The sequence below is a fragment of the Streptomyces sp. SAI-127 genome (genome assembly GCF_029894425.1).
GTDB lineage: Bacteria > Actinomycetota > Actinomycetes > Streptomycetales > Streptomycetaceae > Streptomyces.
Map to the genome: position 1 here is coordinate 3,393,446 of NZ_JARXYJ010000001.1, position 18,642 is coordinate 3,412,087.

The following is an 18,642-nucleotide window of genomic DNA, read 5'->3' on the forward strand; positions in this document are numbered from 1 at the left end:
CTACTCGGCCGGCTGGAGTCTGACGCTCCAGGCTAACGCGGGGAGGGGTGCCCCGAGGCTCTGGGACAGGCCCGTGCCTCGCGCGATGCGCCCGGGCCACCTGCCCGAAGGGTGGTGATCCGGGCACGCTACGGTTACTTGGCGGCGGAGACCGGGATCTCCATCAGGACCGTCCGCCGGGGGTTGGCGGTCTGGGCCGGGAGGGCGAGCGAGTGCTCCGGCTGCTCCGGGATCTGCAGTGCGTCGGCGTCCTCGAGGTGCGCCAGCGTCGTGCGCCGCGGGTTGGCAATGTTGCGGAACATCATCGTCGTCTTCACGGTTGTACTCGACCTCGGCAGTGGTGGTTTGGACAGATGGAGCCTTCTTGTAAAGCCTCAGGCTAAACATTCCATTCCCCTCCGAAGCCGCAAAGAGCTCATGATCGGCGTGTGAGTTTGCTCACTGACCTGTGGGCAAACCGGACAATTCACGGCCTTAACTCACCCCAACGAAACGGACATTGGCTCCCTGAAGCCATCATTCCGCTCCTGATCATGGCGACTGGGACACCCACCCCCGCAGGGGGACTCGCGGGCTTATGCCCGTTATGGCCGAGAACGTTTCCCACACCCGGTGACACGGCCCTCACGTGGTGTCACGTAGGTCACGGTCTGACCCTCGGACCTTGTTGGAGATCCGGCACTGTGCTGGAATTCCACGGACCGCCGCGGGATCGAGCCGGCGCACAGGGGGCGCAGAGAAGCGCCGAGCGGCGGTGAGAAGGGGGAGCAGCGCCGGTCACTCAGACCACCCGGGGTGCGTATTCAGGGCGCTCCCCACAACGCCGACACCGTGCTCCGCCGTCCTGCGGAGGAGCGCCTGGTCCAGAGGTTGCGACGCTAGTGCAGGGACGTTTCAAGAGGGATGGCAGCGCTTCGGCCGAGCCGGAGCAGCACGGCGGGACTGGCCCCAATGTCGGCAGTTCCTCCCCCCAGCACGCCCAGAACCCGGGCCCGGCCGTCGACGGCGGTTCCGGCCCCGGGCGCCTCGGCACGTCGGCGTCCTCGGGCCCGGCGGCCGCGGCCAAGCCGCCGGTGAAGCCGCCGAAGGGCCCGAACGGCCCGGGATCGCGGGTCGCCCTGCGCAACTGGCGCATCTCCACGCGCCTGGTGTCGCTGCTCGCGCTTCCCGTCGTGGCGGCCACCTCGCTGGGTGCGCTCCGCATCAACGACTCGATGGACGACATCCAGCAGCTCGACAACATGAAGCTGCTGACGGAGATGACGAAGCAGGCCACCGAGCTGGCCGCGGCCCTCCAGGAGGAGCGCGACCAGTCGGCCGGTCCGCTGGCGCACAACTCCACGGCGAGCAACATCACGGTCAAGGGCTACCGGGACAAGACCGACCGGGCCGCGACCAACTTCGTCAACGCCGCCGAGGACATCGACACCGCCGGCAAGGACAGCAACCTCCAGGGCGTCCGCGACAGCCTCGTCGGCCTGGTCCGCGACCTGGACACGCTGAGCAAGATCCGCAGCGACGCCTACGAGACCAAGGGCAACGCGACGCAGACGGTGGAGTCCTACCACCGCCTGATCACCCACCTGCTCGACCTGTCGCAGGACATGGCCCAGGCGACGAGCAACCCGGAGATGATCCAGAGCACGCGTGCCCTGGCGGCCTTCTCCTCCGCCAAGGAGTACGCGTCCAGCCAGCGCGCGATCCTCGCGGCGGCGCTGCCCGCGAACAAGAGCACGCTGGGCAGCCTCTCCGAGACCGACCGGCTGTACGGCCAGGGTGCGCTCGACAGTGAGGCGTCCGACCTCAACACCTTCCGGAGCATCTACGGCGACAACAACGCCGAGGAGCTCCTGCAGCCCATCGAGGACGGCAACTCGAACATCGAGGCCGCCGACCAGTACGCCGGCCGTGCCTTCGGCCGCCAGGGTGGCCTCGCCGACCTGGACAAGCGCTCCTACAAGGACTGGGTCGACGACAGCTCGACCAAGATCCAGGAGATGGGCCGCATCGAGCACACGCTGCTCGAGGACATGGAGCAGAAGGCCCGCGAGCTGCGCAGCGCCACCGAGCGCGACGCGATCATCGCCGGTGCGCTGATCCTGCTCGTGCTCGGTGTCTCGCTGGTCGGCGCCTTCGTCGTGGCCCGGTCCATGATCCGCTCGCTGCGCCGCCTCCAGGAGACCGCCACCAAGGTCGCCCAGGACCGGCTGCCCGAGCTGGTCAAGCAGCTGTCCGAGTCCGACCCGCAGGACGTCGACACGTCCGTGGAGTCGGTCGGTGTGCACTCCCGGGACGAGATCGGCCGGGTGGCCGCGGCCTTCGACGACGTGCACCGCGAGGCGGTCCGCCTCGCCGCCGAGCAGGCCCTGCTGCGGGGCAACGTCAACGCGATGTTCACCAACCTCTCGCGCCGCTCCCAGGGCCTCATCCAGCGTCAGCTCTCGCTCATCTCCGAACTGGAGTCCCGCGAGGCCGACCCGGACCAGCTGTCCTCGCTCTTCAAGCTCGACCACCTCGCGACCCGCATGCGCCGTAACGGTGAGAACCTCCTCGTCCTCGCGGGCGAGGAGCCCGGCCGCCGCTGGACCCGTCCGGTCCCGCTCGTCGACGTGCTCCGTGCCGCCGCGTCCGAGGTGGAGCAGTACGAGCGCATCGAGCTGGCCGCCGTGCCGACCACCGAGGTGGCCGGCCGCGTGGTCAACGACCTCGTGCACCTGCTCGCCGAGCTGCTGGAGAACGCGACCTCGTTCTCCTCGCCGCAGACCAAGGTCAAGGTCACCGGTCACGCGCTGCCCGACGGCCGGGTGCTGATCGAGATCCACGACACCGGCATCGGCCTCTCCCCCGAGGACCTCGCCGCGATCAACGAGCGGCTCGCCTCGCCGCCCACCGTGGACGTCTCCGTCTCCCGACGCATGGGCCTGTTCGTGGTCGGCCGGCTGTCGCAGCGCCACGGCATCCGCATCCAGCTGCGCCCGTCCGACTCCGGTGGTACGACCGCGCTGGTCATGCTGCCCGTGGATGTCGCCCAGGGCGGCAAGAAGCCCCAGCCCCAGCCCAAGCCCGGTCAGGCTGCCCCCGCCGCGGCTCAGGCCGCCGCCGGTGTGGCCGCGGCCCGTCGTGGCGGCGGCAACGGCCAGGGTGGTGCCCTCGGCGGTGCGCCCGGTGGCGCGGGCGGTGGCGCTCTCGGTGCCGGTGCCCCCTCGGGCGGACGGCTCAGCCCCGGTCAGGGACCGCGGGCCGCACTGCCCGGCAGTGGCCAGGGCGGTCGTCCCGGTGCGCCGGGCGGACCGCGAGGACCGCAGGGTCCGGCTACGCCCCCGCAGGGCCGGCCCGCTCCCGCCGGTGCCGGGTTCGGCGGCCAGGCACCGGGTGCTCCGCAGGGCCTCCAGGCCGCGGGCACGGGTGGTCCTGGTCAGGACGCCTTCAACGGTCAGGACGCTTTCGGCGGCGGCCAGGACGCCTTCGGTGGCCGGGGCTCCGTGCCTCCGCAGCCGCAGGCCCCGAACGCCGGCCAGGCTCCCGAGCCGGGCGGCCGGCGCCGTCGGCCGCAGCTGCCGGGCCGCGGTGGTCCGCGGGCCGAGCTGCCGGGCGGCAACCAGCAGCCCCGCACGCCGAGCTGGAGCGACGAGAACGCGCAGCCGCCGGTGCCGCGCGCCTCGCTCGACGTTCCGCGCGGCCACGACGAGCAGGATCCGGCCGCCACCTCGCGCATGCCGCGGATCGACGACCACCGGGGTCCGGCGAGCACCTCCGAGTTCCCGCGGCCGGACTTCGACGCGCCGCAGAACACCGGCCAGTTCCCGAGGCCGGGTGCGAACGGTCCGCAGGGCGACTTCCCCCGTCCCGGCGCGGTCGGCCCGCAGAACACCGGCCAGTTCCCGCGGCCGGGATCCAACGGTCCCCAGGACACGGGCGAGTACGTCCGCTCGGACGTCTTCGGCACTCCGTCCGGGCAGAACGACGGTTCGCAGACGGGGCAGTTCGCGACTCCGCAGGCGTACGACAGCGGCTCGACGGGCCAGTTCGCGATGCCGGGCTATGACGGCAGCTCCACCGGGCAGCATTCCCTGCCAGGCCGTCAGGACCCCGCCTCCACGGGCCAGTTCGAGCGCCCCCAGGCCAACGGCGCCGACTTCGGCGCCCCGCGGCCGCCCATCCCGCCGCGTCCGCAGCAGCGGCCGGTCCGCCAGGAGCCGGAGGCGCTGCCGCCGGCAGGTCCCGGTGACGGCCGGACGCCGCTGTACGACACGCTGGAGACCAACTGGTTCCACGGCAGCCAGCAGCAGGGACAGGGACAGCCGGCCAACGGCAACGGCTCCTCCCCGGCTCAGGCCCCGCGGCAGCAGGCTCCCGCGGCCCCACAGAGTTCTGCCGGCGCTCCGCAACGGCCCGCGGCTTCCGCGGCCTGGCGCAGTTCGCCCAACGACGACCTCGTCCGGCAGGCGGAACGTGTCCGCCAGCCGGCCGCGGGCGGTGTCACCACCTCCGGTCTGCCGCGCCGGGTGCCCAGGGCGAACCTCGTCCCGGGTACTGCTCAGCAGCAACAGCACCAAAGCGGTCCGGCTGTCTCGCGTGCGCCTGACGACGTGCGCGGCCGGCTGACCAATCTCCGTCGGGGTATCGCGCAAGGTCGTCAGGTCGGCGGCAACGGCCAGACGGGCAGCTTCCCGAACCCCACTCACCAGCAGGAGCGTTAGTTGAGCCCGATGAGCCAGGCGGCACAGAACCTCAACTGGTTGATCACCAACTTCGTGGACAACACCCCAGGGGTGTCCCACACCGTCGTCGTGTCCGCCGACGGCCTCCTTCTGGCGATGTCCGAGGGCTTCCCGCGCGACCGTGCCGATCAGCTTGCGGCCGTCGCTTCGGGGCTGACCTCGCTCACGGCGGGTGCCTCGCGGATCTTCGAGGGCGGCAGCGTGGCACAGACCGTCGTGGAGATGGAACGAGGATTCCTCTTCCTCATGTCCGTCTCGGACGGTTCCTCGCTCGCGGTCCTCGCCCACCCGGAATGCGACATCGGCCTCGTCGGATACGAGATGGCACTGCTCGTCGACCGCGCGGGCGCAGTGCTCACGCCCGACCTGCGAGCCGAGCTCCAAGGCAGTCTGCTCCACTGACCCGCCCGGATCCACCCGTCTCACCAAATCACCGTCCGGCCGCCACAATCCCCCCACCGGCCTCTTCAGACGGCTTGCCCTACCGACTTGCTGTCCCGCCCGGAGGATTCATGACCCCGCCCACCGCCTCTCATGATCCGTACGCGGAGCCGTACGAGGATGAGGGCGACCAGCCGCTGGTACGTCCGTACGCGATGACCGGCGGCCGGACCCGGCCGCGCTACCAGCTCGCCATCGAGGCTCTGATCAGCACCACGGCCGATCCGGCGGCGCTGATGGGGCTCCTCCCCGAGCACCAGCGCATCTGCCACCTGTGCCGTGAGGTGAAGTCGGTCGCCGAGGTCTCGGCGCTGCTCGCCATGCCGCTCGGTGTGGCCAGGATCCTCGTCGCGGACCTCGCCGAGGCCGGACTGGTGGCCATCCACCAGCCGGGCGGCGACGAGAACAACGGCGGCGCTCCCGATGTGACGCTGCTCGAAAGGGTGCTCAGTGGACTTCGCAAGCTCTGACGCGGGGCGGGCCACGACCTCCGCGAAGATCGTGGTGGCGGGTGGCTTCGGCGTGGGCAAGACCACGTTCGTCGGCGCGGTCTCCGAGATCAACCCGCTGCGCACAGAGGCCGTCATGACGTCCGCGAGCGCGGGCATCGACGACCTCACCCACACCGGGGACAAGACGACCACCACGGTCGCCATGGACTTCGGCCGTATCACGCTCGACCAGGACCTGATCCTGTACCTCTTCGGTACGCCCGGTCAGGACCGCTTCTGGTTCATGTGGGACGACCTGGTCCGCGGCGCCATCGGCGCGGTGGTGCTGGTCGACACCCGGCGTCTGGCCGACTGCTTCCCCGCGGTCGACTACTTCGAGAACAGCGGTCTGCCCTTCGTCGTGGCCCTCAACGGCTTCGACGGGCACCAGCCGTACGCCCCCGAGGAGGTGCGCGAGGCCCTGCAGATCGGGCCGGACGCACCGATCATCACGACGGACGCCCGGCACCGGTCGGACGCCAAGAGTGCCCTGATCACGCTGGTCGAGCACGCCCTCATGGCACGTCTGCGGTAACGCCCCGAAGGCGTGTCGATCAGCTCCCAAATCAAAAGCGTCATACGGCAGTTGTCGTAGATGTCACGGAGCCGGCTGTGGTCTTTGACACGGCCGGCCCCGGCGTTCATAACGTTTCGGCAGAGGAATCGGGTGGTACGGCCACGCGTGGTTGCCAACCGGTCTCGCTGCGCTCACAACGGCCCCGTCTTTTGGCGGGGCTCGTTCTTTATGACCGTTTTATCTGGGGCTTACATCACGCGGAATCCGCGCGTACCACTGTTTGGTGGTGCGCAGGCCGTCGTGCTGGAATGCGTGAACTGCCCAATAGTCAAAGACGTACTCATCAGTCGATGACACTGGGCTCTGAGAGACTGCGGCACAACGTAGGTGCCGACCCCTCCGAGAGGTTGTTGGTCGAGTGAGGCGAAGCAAGAACGGTCCCGAGCCGTCGGCCCGGGGCAACTTCACCCCGCCGCCGCGCGGAGCGGCGCCCGCCCCTGTGCCCGGTCCGGACTCGACGGCCGCGCCGTCGTCCAGCGGTGGCCGGTTCTCCCCGCGCAACTGGCGGGTGCCCACCCGGCTGAACGCGATCCTGCTCATACCCGTGATAGTCGGCCTCGTCATGGGCGGCTTCCAGGTCAAGAGCTCGATCGACACCTGGCGTGAGGCCGAGGACGCGGAGAACACCGCGCGTCTGGTGCGGGCCTCCCTCAGCTACGCCGACGCCCTCTACCAAGAGCGCGACAGCACCGCCGCCCCCCTGCTGAGCGGCGAGGGCCAGGACAACGCCACGGTCGTCGCCGCCCGTAAGAAGACCGATCAGGCCGCGGACGCCTTCGACGAGGCCGCCCAGAACATGCCGCAGAAGGCGGGCCTCCAGCGCCGCCTCACGCTGTTCCGGGACGGCGAGGGAGGGCTCCAGACGCTGCGCGCTGGCGCCTACACCTCCTCCAAGCTCACCGGCGTGAAGACCGAAGAGGGCTACACCCAGATCGCGCACCCGCTGACGGAGTTCGCCAACGAGCTCGGCCTCGGCACCGGCAACATCACCAGCTACGGCCGGACCGTCTACGCCATCGAGCTCACCAAGGCGGCCCTGTCGCTGCAGCGCTCCATCGGCATGCACCTGCTGATCAAGCCCGGCCCCGGGCTGAGCAGCTTCGCCAGCCAGAAGGTCGCCCTCTCCTCGTACGCGTATCTGGAGGGCATCGCCGTCGAGGAGTACGTCGGCGGTGGCACCGCGGCCGACGCGGCGAAGCTCGACACCGCGAAGAAGCAGATCCAGGCGGAGGGCGCGGCGCTGGCCAAGGAGGCCGCCGCCAAGAACCCGAACTACGTCCCGCCGCCGTCCAACCCCGTGGACATGGTCTCCGGCCTCGCCCAGCTGCCGTCGATGGACGAGAGCGCCCGTGAGGCGCTCGCCAAGGACGGCATCACCGCCGAGAACTGGTGGGCGGTCAACACCCTCAAGTACAACGCCTACCGCCAGATCGAGACCGACCTGGCCGACACCGCGGTGAACGAGGCCGCGAGCATCGCCGACGAGGCCAAGCGCGACGCGTTCATCGTGGGTGCCGCCGTCGTGGTCGCCCTGCTCCTCGCGTTCATCCTGGCCGGCGCGGTCGCCCGCCAGATGTCCCGCTCGATGCGCCAGCTGCGCAACGCCGCCTTCGGTATCGCCGAGCAGCGTCTGCCGATGCTGGTCGACCAGCTCTCGCGCACCGACCCCGGCCGCGTCGACACCCGGGTCGCCCCGATCCCGATCAACACCAAGGACGAGATCGGCGAGGTCGCCCGCGCCTTCGACCAGGTCCACCGCGAGGCCGTACGACTCGCCTCCGAGCAGGCCCTGCTGCGGGGCAACATCAACGCGATCTTCACCAACCTGTCCCGGCGCAACCAGTCGCTGATCGAGGGCCAGCTGACCCTCATCACCGACCTGGAGAACAACGAGGCCGACCCGGACCAGCTGGAGAACCTCTTCCGCCTGGACCACCTCGCGACCCGTATGCGCCGCAACGGCGAGAACCTCCTGGTCCTCGCCGGCGAGGAGCCCGGCCGCCGCTGGGACCAGCCGGTCCCGCTGGTCGACGTGCTGCGTGCCGCCTCCTCCGAGGTGGAGCAGTACGAGCGCATCGAGCTGTCCGGCGTCCCTGAGGCCGAGATCCACGGCCGCGCGGTCACCGACCTCGTGCACCTGCTCGCCGAGCTGCTGGAGAACGCCACCACGTTCTCCTCGCCGCAGACCAAGGTCCGCGTCACCGCGACCCGGCTGCCCGACGGCCGCATCATGATCGAGATCCACGACAAGGGCATCGGCCTGACCGCCGAGGACTTCGCGGACATCAACCACAAGCTGGCCAACCCGCCGACCGTGGACGCCGCGATCTCCCAGCGCATGGGCCTGTTCGTGGTCGGCCGGCTGTCCGACCGGCACGGCATCCGCGTCCAGCTGCGCCCCTCCGGGGAGCAGGCCGGCACCACCTCGCTGGTCATGCTGCCGGACGCGATCACCCACGGCGGCGGCGGCGAGCACCAGCCGGACCGTGACGAGTTCACGGTCTCGCAGATCATCCCGGAGCAGAACTTCGGCGGCGAGAACTTCAACAACGGCCTGCCGATGCGTACGGCCGCGGAGCTCGGCTTCGACGACAGCCGCTACTCCGAGGTCCCCGACGACATACGCGAGCTGGACCCGGTCGGCCGCTCCCTGATGCGCGAGGAGCGCCGCGCGGCCCTGGAGTCCCAGAACGGCGGTGAGCCGTCCGCCCTCCAGGGTCCGAACCCGGCGTACACCGAGGCGTTCGACGGTCCCCAGAGCGCCCCGCAGACCGGTTACGACAACGGCCGGGGCGGCTTCCCGGAGCAGCAGCCCGCCTCGTACGACCAGCAGACGTCGTACGAGGAGGCGCAGCAGGCGCCGTACGAGGAGCAGCGGCAGACGGCGTACGAGGAGCCGAAGCGCCCGGCGTACGACGAGCCGTACTTCGCGCAGAACGGCGGCCTGCCGCAGAACGACACCTTCTCCCCCGGCGGCGGCTACCCGGAGCCCTCCTATGCGGAGCCGGTCCAGGAGGAGCCCGCGGCGGTGCACGCCGCCGCACCGGAGACCTTCTCGGGATTCGAGGAGCGCCGCTACCAGGATGACTGGCCGCAGCCGGACGGTTACCAGAACGGCTACCCGGACCAGTACGCTCCGGAAGCGGAATCTGTGCAGGCCGCTGACGTGAGTGAGCGCGACCGCGTAGGCTTCGAACGTCCGGGGCCGGCCCCCGCCACCGTGGGTCACGAGCTGACCGACGCCGGGCTCCCCCGCCGTGGCTCCACCGGAAGCAGCGCCAACGGCTCGAACGGCACGCGGCACGCGACCCAGGAGCCGTCGCCCTCCGCGCCGGAGAGCAACGGCGGTGGCGAATCCTGGCGCTCGGCCAACGACGCGCGGTGGCAGCAGGCCTCCCAGCTCCGGAAGCCCAAGGCGGGCGGGGTCACCTCCTCCGGTCTGCCGCGGCGGGTGCCCAAGGCCAACCTGGTCGAGGGAGCCGCCGAATCCACCCCCCAGGGGGGCCCTTCGGTCTCCCGTGCTCCCGAGGACGTCCGGGGCAGGCTGAGCAATCTGCGTCGCGGTGTCCAGCGGGGCCGGAACGCAGGCAGTGAAACGAACGGTCAGGGCTTCGGTTCTGACAGCACCTACAACCAGGAGCGTTAGTGTGAGCCCGATGAGCCAGGCGGCGCAGAACCTGAACTGGTTGATCACCAACTTCGTGGACAACACCCCGGGGGTGTCCCACACCGTGGTGGTCTCCGCCGACGGACTCCTTCTGGCGATGTCCGAAGGCTTTCCGCGTGACCGTGCCGACCAGCTTGCGGCCGTCGCCTCCGGTCTGACCTCGCTGACCGCGGGTGCCTCGCGCATCTTCGAGGGCGGCGCCGTGAATCAGACGGTTGTGGAGATGGAGCGGGGATTCCTGTTCATCATGTCCGTATCCGACGGTTCCTCGCTCGCGGTCCTCGCGCACCCCGAGGCGGACATCGGTCTCATTGGGTACGAGATGGCCCTCCTGGTGGACCGAGCCGGTTCGGTCCTGACGCCCGATCTGCGTGCGGAGCTCCAGGGCAGCCTGCTCAACTGACAGACAGACGGTGCGTTTTGGCGTCCCGGGGCCGTAAGGTTTCGGGACGCGGCTCCACACAGCGTGATGGGTGCCCCGGCACAGTCGGAGGAGGAGAGAAAGTGGCAACACCCCCAGGTGGTTCATCTGGCAATTGGTCGTACGGCCCTGGCCAGGGTCAGAACGACGGTTCCCAGAACCCGAACCGCTACAACTTCCCCTCCGCACCCAGCCAGCGGCGTCAGCAGCCGTATGCGCCCCAGGGCCCGCAGGGTCCCGGGCCGTCGCCGTACGACCAGCCGCCCGCCCCGCGCATCCAGCCCGTGCAGCCGCAGCGACGCAACCCTGAGCCTTCACCCGCGGGAGGCGCCAGCAATCCCCTGGTGCGCCCGTACGCCATGACGGGCGGCCGTACCCGCCCGCGCTACCAGCTCGCCATCGAGGCGCTGGTGCACACGACCGCGCAGCCGCACCAGATGCAGGGCCAGTTGCCCGAGCATCAGCGGATCTGCAACCTCTGCCGGGAGATCAAGTCGGTAGCCGAGATCTCGGCGCTGCTGACCATCCCCCTCGGCGTGGCCAGGATCCTCGTCGCCGACTTGGCGGAGGCGGGCCTGGTCGCCATCCATCAGCCCGGCGGCGACGAGAACGCCGGCGGCCAGCCAGACGTGACACTGCTCGAAAGGGTGCTCAGTGGACTTCGCAAGCTCTAGCGGCGGTCCTTCCCGCTCCACCACCTCGGCGAAGATCGTGGTGGCGGGTGGCTTCGGCGTGGGCAAGACCACGTTCGTCGGGGCCGTTTCGGAGATCAACCCGCTGCGCACAGAGGCCGTGATGACATCCGCGTCGGCGGGCATCGACGACCTCACCCACACCGGGGACAAGACGACCACCACGGTCGCCATGGACTTCGGCCGCATCACCCTGGACCAGGACCTGATCCTGTACCTCTTCGGTACGCCCGGTCAGGACCGCTTCTGGTTCATGTGGGACGACCTGGTCCGCGGCGCCATCGGTGCGATCGTCCTCGTCGACACGAGGCGCCTTGCCGACTGTTTCCCGGCTGTCGACTACTTCGAGAACTCCGGGCTTCCTTTTGTGATCGCCCTCAACGGGTTCGACGGCCAGCAGCCGTACAACCCGGACGAGGTCCGGGAAGCTCTGCAGATCGGGCCGGACACTCCGATCATCACGACGGACGCGCGGCACCGGGCAGATGCGAAGTCCGCTCTCATCACGTTGGTCGAGCACGCGTTGATGGCTCGCTTGCGGTAACGGCTACGGGGCTGCCTCGGACGGTTGTGTGCCGTCTGCGGCAGCCCTTCGGCTTGTCGCGCAGTTCCCCGCGCCCCTTCGGGGCACGTCTAAGGGCCCCTCTCATCGAGAGGGGCCCTTAGACGTGCTTACGGCTCAGTGCCAGCTGTGCGGGGCCCGGAAGCCGCCCTCGCGCTCCAGGCGGCGCCAGCCGGCCTTGGGGCGGACTCGGTGGGTCGGGGTGGACGACGGGGCGGCCGCCGCGCGAGCCAGGAGGATCGCCGTGATGGCGGCGACTTCCTCGGGCTCGGCGTGGCCCTTCTCGACGCGGATGTCAGGGGTGCTCATAGGTCACAGTCTCCGTGAGAGAGGTTTCCGCGAGGGTGTCGCGGAGGGTCCGCGGGGTTACTGCGGAGGGTTGCCGTGCTTACGGGAGGGCAGGTCGGCGTGCTTCGACTGGAGCATCGCCAGGGACCGGATCAGCACCTCGCGGGTTTCCGCCGGGTCGATCACGTCGTCCACCAGGCCGCGCTCCGCCGCGTAGTACGGGTGCATCAGCTCGGACTTGTACTCCTTGACCATGCGGGCCCGCATGGCCTCGGGGTCCTCGGCCTCGGCGATCTGACGCCTGAAGATGACGTTGGCGGCACCTTCGGCACCCATCACCGCGATCTCGTTCGTCGGCCAGGCGTAGGTGAGGTCCGCGCCGATGGACTGGCTGTCCATGACGATGTAGGCCCCGCCGTACGCCTTGCGCAGGATCAGGGAGATCCTCGGCACGGTGGCGTTGCAGTACGCGTACAGCAGCTTGGCGCCGTGGCGGATGATTCCGCCGTGCTCCTGGTCGACACCCGGAAGGAACCCGGGGACGTCCAGGAAAGTGACGATCGGGATGTTAAAAGCGTCACACATCTGGACAAAGCGCGCAGCTTTTTCCGACGCCTCGATGTCCAGGACACCGGCGAGCGAGGAGGGCTGGTTGGCCACGATGCCGACGACCTGGCCGTCCATCCGGGCCAGCGCGCAGATGATGTTGCGGGCCCAGCGCTCGTGGACCTCCAGGTAGTCGCCGTCGTCGACGATCTCCTCGATGACCTTGGTCATGTCGTACGGCCTGTTGCCGTCCGCCGGGACCAGGTCGAGCAGCACGTCGCCGCGCCGGTCCGCCGCGTCCGTGGACTCCGCCCGCGGCGGGTTCTCCCGGTTGTTCTGCGGGAGCATCGACAGCAGGTAGCGCACCTCGGCGAGGCACGTCTCCTCGTCGTCGTAGGCGAAGTGGCAGACACCGGACGTCTCGGCGTGCACGTCCGCGCCGCCGAGGCCGTTCTGGGTGATCTCCTCGCCCGTCACCGCCTTCACCACGTCCGGTCCGGTGATGAACATCTGGGACGTCTCGCGGACCATGAAGACGAAGTCCGTCAGGGCGGGCGAGTAGGCCGCGCCGCCGGCGCACGGGCCGAGCATGACGCTGATCTGCGGGATGACGCCCGATGCCCGGGTGTTGCGCTGGAAGATGCCGCCGTAGCCGGCGAGGGCGGAGACGCCCTCCTGGATACGGGCGCCCGCGCCGTCGTTCAGGGAGACCAGAGGCGCGCCCGCCGCGATGGCCATGTCCATGATCTTGTGGATCTTCGTGGCGTGGGCCTCGCCCAGCGCGCCGCCGAAGATGCGGAAGTCATGGGCGTAGACGAAGACCGTGCGGCCCTCCACCGTGCCCCAGCCGGTGATGACACCGTCGGTGTACGGCTTCTTGGCCTCCAGGCCGAACCCGGTCGCCCGGTGCCGGCGCAGCTGCTCGACCTCCTGGAAGGAACCCGCGTCGAGGAGCAGCTCGATGCGCTCCCGTGCGGTCAGCTTGCCCTTGGCGTGCTGCGCCTCGGTCGCCTTCTCGCTGGGGCCGGCCAGGGCCGCCGCACGGATCCCGTGCAGTTCGGCCACCCGCCCGTGCGCGTCCGTCGGCTCACCTGTGGGCTCACCCGTCGGCTCACCCTTCGTCTCACCCGGCGCCTCATCCAAAACGGTCATGTAGTGACCTTACGAAGACCCGCGAGGAATGCGAGCCGTCGACTCCTCACAGTCTCCGGCCCGTTTTCCTGGTGCCACTGAACAGAACCCGGGAGCCATGCAGGCGTTCCGACTGCTCAGGGGGCCTGCCGCTTGTAGAGGTCCAACAAAGTCAGTGCGTGAGAGTCACCTCACATTCATGCGTGGCGCATACCTCCCCCGGGGTGACGCGCAGGTGCAGCAGGCGGCCCGTGGCACGTATGTCGATCGTGTCGTCGGCGCGCACGACCGAGCGCACGGGGCGGTTCCAGACGATCTCCAGCGGTTCGCCCGAACGGGGTGGCTCGGCCACGGAGAGAGTAGCGGTACGACCCCTGCGGCGGACCAGCACGCTCGCCCCGGCCGACGCGGTGAGCGGACCCGCGGTGCCGGCCCGCCAGAAGTTCGCGGCGGTCAGGCCCAGGCGGTCGACGCGGACCGCCTGGCACACGCTGTCGTTGGCGAGGACCGACAGCCAGTGGCGGTCGGCGGCGCGAGCGGCGACGGCGTGACGGGAGGCCCCGGGCATCAGGACATAGACGTACGAGGCGTCCACGGGGTCGGTGCCGTGGTCGAGCCAGAGGGTCTGCCAGCGCCGGGTGCGCTGTTCGGTCGTACTGGAAGTGTTGATGTCGGACCAGGCGCCGGTGCGGTCCTCGCGCAGGGCGCGCAGGGCGCCGGGGACGAGCCAGCCTCCGTGCCCCTCCAGATGCGCCCAGCCCCGGCCCCGTACGAAGGACTGTGTCCCGCCCTCCCCCAGGTTGCGGTTGTCGACGACGGTCTCGACGGGGACGCCGTCGGTGCAGGTGATGCCCGCTCCGAGGCAGATCACCGCGTCCGCGACGCAGAACCACGACTTGCGGGCCTGAAGAGTCGACTCCAGTCCCTTCAGGTGCTGGCCGATCGCCGCGTACTCGCCGTCGGTCGTGCCGCCGACCCAGCGGACGTCCGGCTTGGGCTCGCCCCACTCGCCGCCGGCCCGGTCGGGAAGGCGTTTCGTGGAGACCGTCGTGCCGGGGAGGCGGTACCAGTCGACGGTCGGCCAGTACCAGTCCGTGTACTGATCGGCCCGGCCGTCGGCCCACCAGGAGAGCATTCCGGCGCCGGTGTGCCAGCCGCGGGGGTTCTCGCCGTTGCCGCATTCGTAGGCGGCGATGCGGGCGCTGGCCATGGCGATGTTCGCGACGAATCCGGGGCGGCGGTGGACGGCCCTGTCCATGGCGGCGAAGAGTGTGTGCCCGACAGGTTCGGGGGTGGCGGGGACGGGTGACGCGGCCACCGCGTGCAGCCGGGCGAGGTCGGCCACGTCGAACTGGGGCGCCGTCAGGATCGGTGCGACGGTGTCCCGCTCGATCCAGCCCTTCACCAGGCCGTGCCAGCGCGACCGCTCCTCCTCGCTCGCCCCGCCCGCCAGCAGCGCGATGGCGGCGACGATTCCCTGGCCGTGGAAGTGGTCGCCGCGCATGACGTGGCGGTCGTCGTCCTTGAGGTGACCGCGGCTGATGGCACGGCCGTTGACGCTGTCCATCACCAGCCCGTCGTGGATCAGCGGGGCGTAGGCGCGCTCGACACTGTCGAGGACGGTCTGCCGGTGCGGGTCGGTCACCTCCCACTCGGACCCCGCGAGGAGGGCGAAGAGGCGGCCGAGGCCGTCGAGCAGGACCTGTCCGTAGGTGCCGGAGTAGGCGACCCAGGTGTGCTGGACGAAGGAGCCGTCGGCGTAGAGGCCATCGCCCTTCGCGACGTACGGGAAGACCGGCGAGAGGGCGTCTCGGGCGAGGGCTATCCGGTCGGGGGCCCTGCCGAGGATGCCGCGCAGGACGACGGAGCGGCACAGGTCGACGCGGTTGGCGCCGGTGGAGGTGCCGGAGTAGTCGGTGAGCGTCGCGTCGGGGATGAAGTGGTCGACGGCGGCGCAGGCCGCTGTGACGCGATCCGGGCCGAGGTGGTCGTACAGGGCGGCCGTGGTGTCCATGAGGAGGCGGGGGCTGCCGATCTGCCACTCCCACCAGTTGCCGTAGCGGGTGGTGGAGGGGTTGTAGACGGTGGCGGAGAGGTGGTCGAGGCCGCGGAGGACGTCCGCGAGGAGGGACTCGTCGCCGGTCGAGCCGGTGCCCGGCTGGACGTAAGCCCGGGTCATGGTCCACAGGCGGCCGTAGCTCCGGGTGATGCCGGCCGGGGGATCGTAGGGGTGGCCCGGCCAGAGGGAGGTGGGGGTCGGGGCCATGGTGGCGCGGAAGCCGCGGGCGAGTTCGCCGGTCTCGGCGAGGCGGGCGACGTACGGCTGCGCCGCCGGGTCGTAGCCGGTACCGAGGGCGATGGCGAGCCAGCGTCGGCGGAGGGTGTCGTACGGGTCGGCTGCGGCGGCGCGGGCGGGCGGGGCGGCGGTGGCCAGGAGCGCCGCCGCGAGTAAGACGGCTCTGCGGGTGGGTCGCACGAGGGCTCTGCGCTGCGGGTTCATACCGGGGCATCTACCACCGCGGGGCGATCGGGCCAACACTTCGCGGATGACGTTGAAACCTGTACGGAATAGGTCTACGGTCGTTCGCGTTGAGTGGTTCAACGTTCAACATCCTCACTTCAAGGAGCTACGTCATGACGAACATCGACCTGACCGCGCTGACCGGCGACTACACGATCGACGCCTCCCACTCCACGATCGGCTTCACCGTGCGTCACGCCATGGTCACCAACGTCAAGGGCAAGTTCGACGAGTTCAGCGGCTCGCTGCACCTGGACGGCGGCGACCCGTCCGCGTCGACGGCCTCCATCGACGTCAAGATGGACAGCATCGACACCGGGTCGGCGGACCGTGACGGGCACCTCAAGAGCGCGGACTTCTTCAAGATCGAGGAGTTCCCGACGATGACCTTCCGCTCCACCAAGGCGGAAGCACTCGGCGACGAGGACTACCGCATCACCGGTGATCTGACCATCCTCGGCACCACCAAGCCGGTCACCATCGACCTCGAGTTCAACGGCGCCGCGAAGGACCCGTTCGGCAACGAGCGCGTGGGCTTCGAGGGCAAGGCGGAGATCAAGCGCTCCGACTGGGGCCTGACCTGGAACACGACCCTGGAGACGGGCGGCGTCCTGGTCTCCGACAAGATCAAGCTGAACTTCGACATCTCCGCTATCAAGAACGCGTGACCCCGTCGCCGGGGCTCAGCAGGTGCGCCGGTACGGGAGGTCCGGGAGATACGTCTTCCAGGCCGTCTCGGACAGACCGGAGCCGGCGCGTCGGCAGACCTCGGTGATCAGATGGCCCGGATTCAGGGCGTACCGCAGCACGGGGACGTTGGTGCCGGAGCCGTAGAGCCTGCCGTCGGGGCCGAACGCGAGTGCGCAGCTGCAGGCTGCCGGCCGATCCGGCGACAGCGAGCGTACGTCCGTCGTGGGAGAAGGCGAGCGCGGTGACCGCGCCGGTGGCGTCCGCCAACGGGACGGACGTGGTGCCGTCCAGCACACCGAGGCGCGCCCGCGCGGCGCCGTCCCAGAGGGTGAGCCGGTCCAGGACGTCGCCTACGGCCGGCCGGGTGCCGATGGGGCCGAAGGCCGCGGTGCTGATCAGGCCCTCGCCGAGCACGCGCGGCTCCATGCGCCCGGCGCGCAGGTCGGCGACCAGTCCCTCCTGGGTCACCGGGCCGATCCCGTCGGGGCCGGAGGGCAAGCGGGCCGGTTCTGTCGACGGGCCCACGGAGCCGCGGCCGGCCGGGTCGGCTGACCAGCCGGTGAAGCCGCGCCCCGTCCGGTCGGCTGCCGGACCGATGGCATCGGGACTGACCGGGCCGGCTGACGAGCCGGTGAAGCCACAGCTTGTCGAGCCGGTCGCCGGACCGGTGGAGTCGGGGTTCCTTGAGTCGGGGGCGGGCCGGTTGCAATCGGGGCTGGTCAGGTCTGTCGACGGGCCCGTGGAGCCGTGCCCCCGTCCGGTCACCCAGCAGGCCCACGAGACCTGCCTCACCCGGTCGCCCCACACCCCGACGAACCCCGCCCCACCCCCTCACCCGACGGTGCGGTGAAGTCCGTGCGGCGGCGGACCGGCCGGCCGTCGGCCTGGGACTCGCCATCCGCCTGGTCCCGGCGACCCGCTTCGGCTGTCCAAAACCGGTGGCTCATCCTCCGCGGCCGCGGTCAGCCTGCCTCCGTGTCCAGCCCCGAAGCGTCCAGACTCCGGCCACCGGCTCTCCGGTGGCTGCCCGTGATGTCGGTCTGACGATTCGTCATCACCGCTGCCCGGACGGCCGGGTCCGTGTGCCGTGTCGCTGTGTGCGACTTCTTCCACGACTTCGGGTTGCGGAGTTTCTTCATGCCGTTCGCTCTGTTTCTGCTGGGCGTCGCGGTGTTCGCGCAGGGGACGTCCGAGTTCATGCTGTCCGGTCTGATGCCGGACATCGCCCGGGAGTTGGGCGTCTCGGTGGGGGACGCGGGATTGCTGACCTCGGGTTTCGCCGTGGGGATGGTGGTCGGGGCGCCCTTGATGGCGGGGTTCGCCCGGCGGTGGCCGTGGCGTCTGGCGCTGCCGGGGTTTCTGGGTGTGTTCCTGTGTGTGCATGTCGTCGGGGCGACGACCGGCAGTTTCCCGGTGCTGCTCGGCACCCGGGTGGTCGGTGCGCTCGCCAACGCCGGGTTCCTGGCCGTCGCCCTGGTGGCCGCGGTCGGGATGGTCGCACCGGACGCCAAGGGACGGGCCACCTCGACGCTGCTGGGCGGGGTCACGCTCGCGTGTGTCGTCGGGGTGCCGGCGGGGGCGCTGCTGGGGCAGGTCTGGGGGTGGCGCTCGGCGTTCTGGGCGGTGGCCGCGCTGTCCGTACCCGCTGTGGTGGGGGTGATGCGGTCGGTGCCGGACAGGGGCGCCGAGCTGGAGCGGCCGGCTCACGAGACCGCCGCCGTCGCGGGCAGCAGGGCGCGCCCGGTGAGACGGCGGCGGGTGTCCGCGGTGCGCTGGGTTCCGGCCAGGGTGAGGGTCAGGGCCACCGCGAGGACGAGGACGTCGGTGTGCAGTCCGGCGACCGCCTCCAGCCAGAGGGCGAGGGACCAGCAGAGCAGCACGGCACAAACTCATA

At 70.3% G+C, this 18,642-nt stretch carries 14 protein-coding genes and 1 pseudogene; 10 read left to right on the forward strand and 5 right to left on the reverse strand.

All coding sequences use genetic code 11. From position 1 onward, the window contains the following. Positions 1-134 precede the first annotated feature (134 nt). Positions 135-317 (reverse strand): hypothetical protein, encoded by a 183-nt coding sequence (locus M2157_RS15350; RefSeq protein WP_057616447.1) that lies wholly within the window; start codon positions 315-317, stop codon positions 135-137. Between the two features lie 564 nt (positions 318-881). Here M2157_RS15350 and M2157_RS15355 point away from each other — a divergent pair. The 8 genes from M2157_RS15355 to M2157_RS15390 all read left to right on the forward strand — a co-directional run bounded on the left by M2157_RS15355 (position 882) and on the right by M2157_RS15390 (position 11,554). Beyond that, entirely contained in the window at positions 882-4,700 is a 3,819-nt protein-coding gene (locus M2157_RS15355; RefSeq protein WP_280865508.1) for a nitrate- and nitrite sensing domain-containing protein, read from the forward strand. A gap of 9 nt (positions 4,701-4,709) precedes the next feature. Then, positions 4,710-5,123 carry a roadblock/LC7 domain-containing protein gene (locus tag M2157_RS15360; protein WP_003993189.1) on the forward strand — a complete coding sequence of 138 codons (414 nt, stop codon included), beginning with the start codon at positions 4,710-4,712 and terminating at the stop codon, positions 5,121-5,123. 110 nt (positions 5,124-5,233) lie between these two features. Then, entirely contained in the window at positions 5,234-5,632 is a 399-nt protein-coding gene (locus M2157_RS15365) for a DUF742 domain-containing protein (protein ID WP_003973454.1), read from the forward strand. Beyond that, complete coding sequence (locus M2157_RS15370) at positions 5,613-6,188, forward strand: ATP/GTP-binding protein (RefSeq protein ID WP_007384912.1); 576 nt, start codon at positions 5,613-5,615, stop codon at positions 6,186-6,188. The genes M2157_RS15365 and M2157_RS15370 overlap by 20 nt, the downstream gene beginning before the upstream one ends. A gap of 400 nt (positions 6,189-6,588) precedes the next feature. Beyond that, positions 6,589-9,876: a nitrate- and nitrite sensing domain-containing protein gene (locus M2157_RS15375; protein WP_280865510.1), complete on the forward strand. Its 3,288-nt coding sequence runs from the start codon at positions 6,589-6,591 to the stop codon at positions 9,874-9,876. A 10-nt stretch (positions 9,877-9,886) separates the two neighbouring features. Then, positions 9,887-10,300 carry a roadblock/LC7 domain-containing protein gene (locus M2157_RS15380; RefSeq protein ID WP_007384910.1) on the forward strand — a complete coding sequence of 138 codons (414 nt, stop codon included), beginning with the start codon at positions 9,887-9,889 and terminating at the stop codon, positions 10,298-10,300. 101 nt (positions 10,301-10,401) lie between these two features. Beyond that, the gene (locus M2157_RS15385) at positions 10,402-10,992 is read left to right on the forward strand and encodes a DUF742 domain-containing protein (RefSeq protein WP_266527438.1); all 591 of its coding nucleotides are present in this window, start codon (positions 10,402-10,404) and stop codon (positions 10,990-10,992) included. Next, complete coding sequence (locus tag M2157_RS15390; RefSeq protein WP_009314218.1) at positions 10,973-11,554, forward strand: ATP/GTP-binding protein; 582 nt, start codon at positions 10,973-10,975, stop codon at positions 11,552-11,554. The genes M2157_RS15385 and M2157_RS15390 overlap by 20 nt, the downstream gene beginning before the upstream one ends. Before the next feature lie 135 nt (positions 11,555-11,689). On the opposite strand, the gene M2157_RS15395 is transcribed toward M2157_RS15390, so the two are convergent. From M2157_RS15395 to M2157_RS15405, 3 genes are all read right to left on the reverse strand, one after another. After that, a complete protein-coding gene (locus M2157_RS15395; protein WP_069766191.1) occupies positions 11,690-11,881 on the reverse strand; it encodes an acyl-CoA carboxylase subunit epsilon in 192 nt (63 codons plus the stop codon). A gap of 57 nt (positions 11,882-11,938) precedes the next feature. Continuing rightward, positions 11,939-13,471, reverse strand: coding sequence for an acyl-CoA carboxylase subunit beta (locus M2157_RS15400; RefSeq protein ID WP_280868207.1), 1,533 nt, complete (start codon positions 13,469-13,471; stop codon positions 11,939-11,941). 238 nt (positions 13,472-13,709) lie between these two features. After that, a complete protein-coding gene (locus tag M2157_RS15405; protein WP_280865511.1) occupies positions 13,710-16,037 on the reverse strand; it encodes a polysaccharide lyase 8 family protein in 2,328 nt (775 codons plus the stop codon). A 134-nt stretch (positions 16,038-16,171) separates the two neighbouring features. Between M2157_RS15405 and M2157_RS15410 the strand changes: the two genes are divergently transcribed. Then, positions 16,172-16,726, forward strand: coding sequence for a YceI family protein (locus M2157_RS15410; RefSeq protein WP_280862402.1), 555 nt, complete (start codon positions 16,172-16,174; stop codon positions 16,724-16,726). Here M2157_RS15410 and M2157_RS15415 read toward each other — a convergent pair. Next, positions 16,713-17,216 carry a hypothetical protein gene (locus tag M2157_RS15415; protein ID WP_280865512.1) on the reverse strand — a complete coding sequence of 168 codons (504 nt, stop codon included), beginning with the start codon at positions 17,214-17,216 and terminating at the stop codon, positions 16,713-16,715. The two genes, M2157_RS15410 and M2157_RS15415, sit on opposite strands and share 14 nt — an antisense overlap. A gap of 669 nt (positions 17,217-17,885) precedes the next feature. Here M2157_RS15415 and M2157_RS15420 point away from each other — a divergent pair. Further along, a pseudogene (locus tag M2157_RS15420) lies at positions 17,886-18,509 on the forward strand (MFS transporter); the annotation flags it as partial. Between the last annotated feature and the right edge of the window lie 133 nt (positions 18,510-18,642).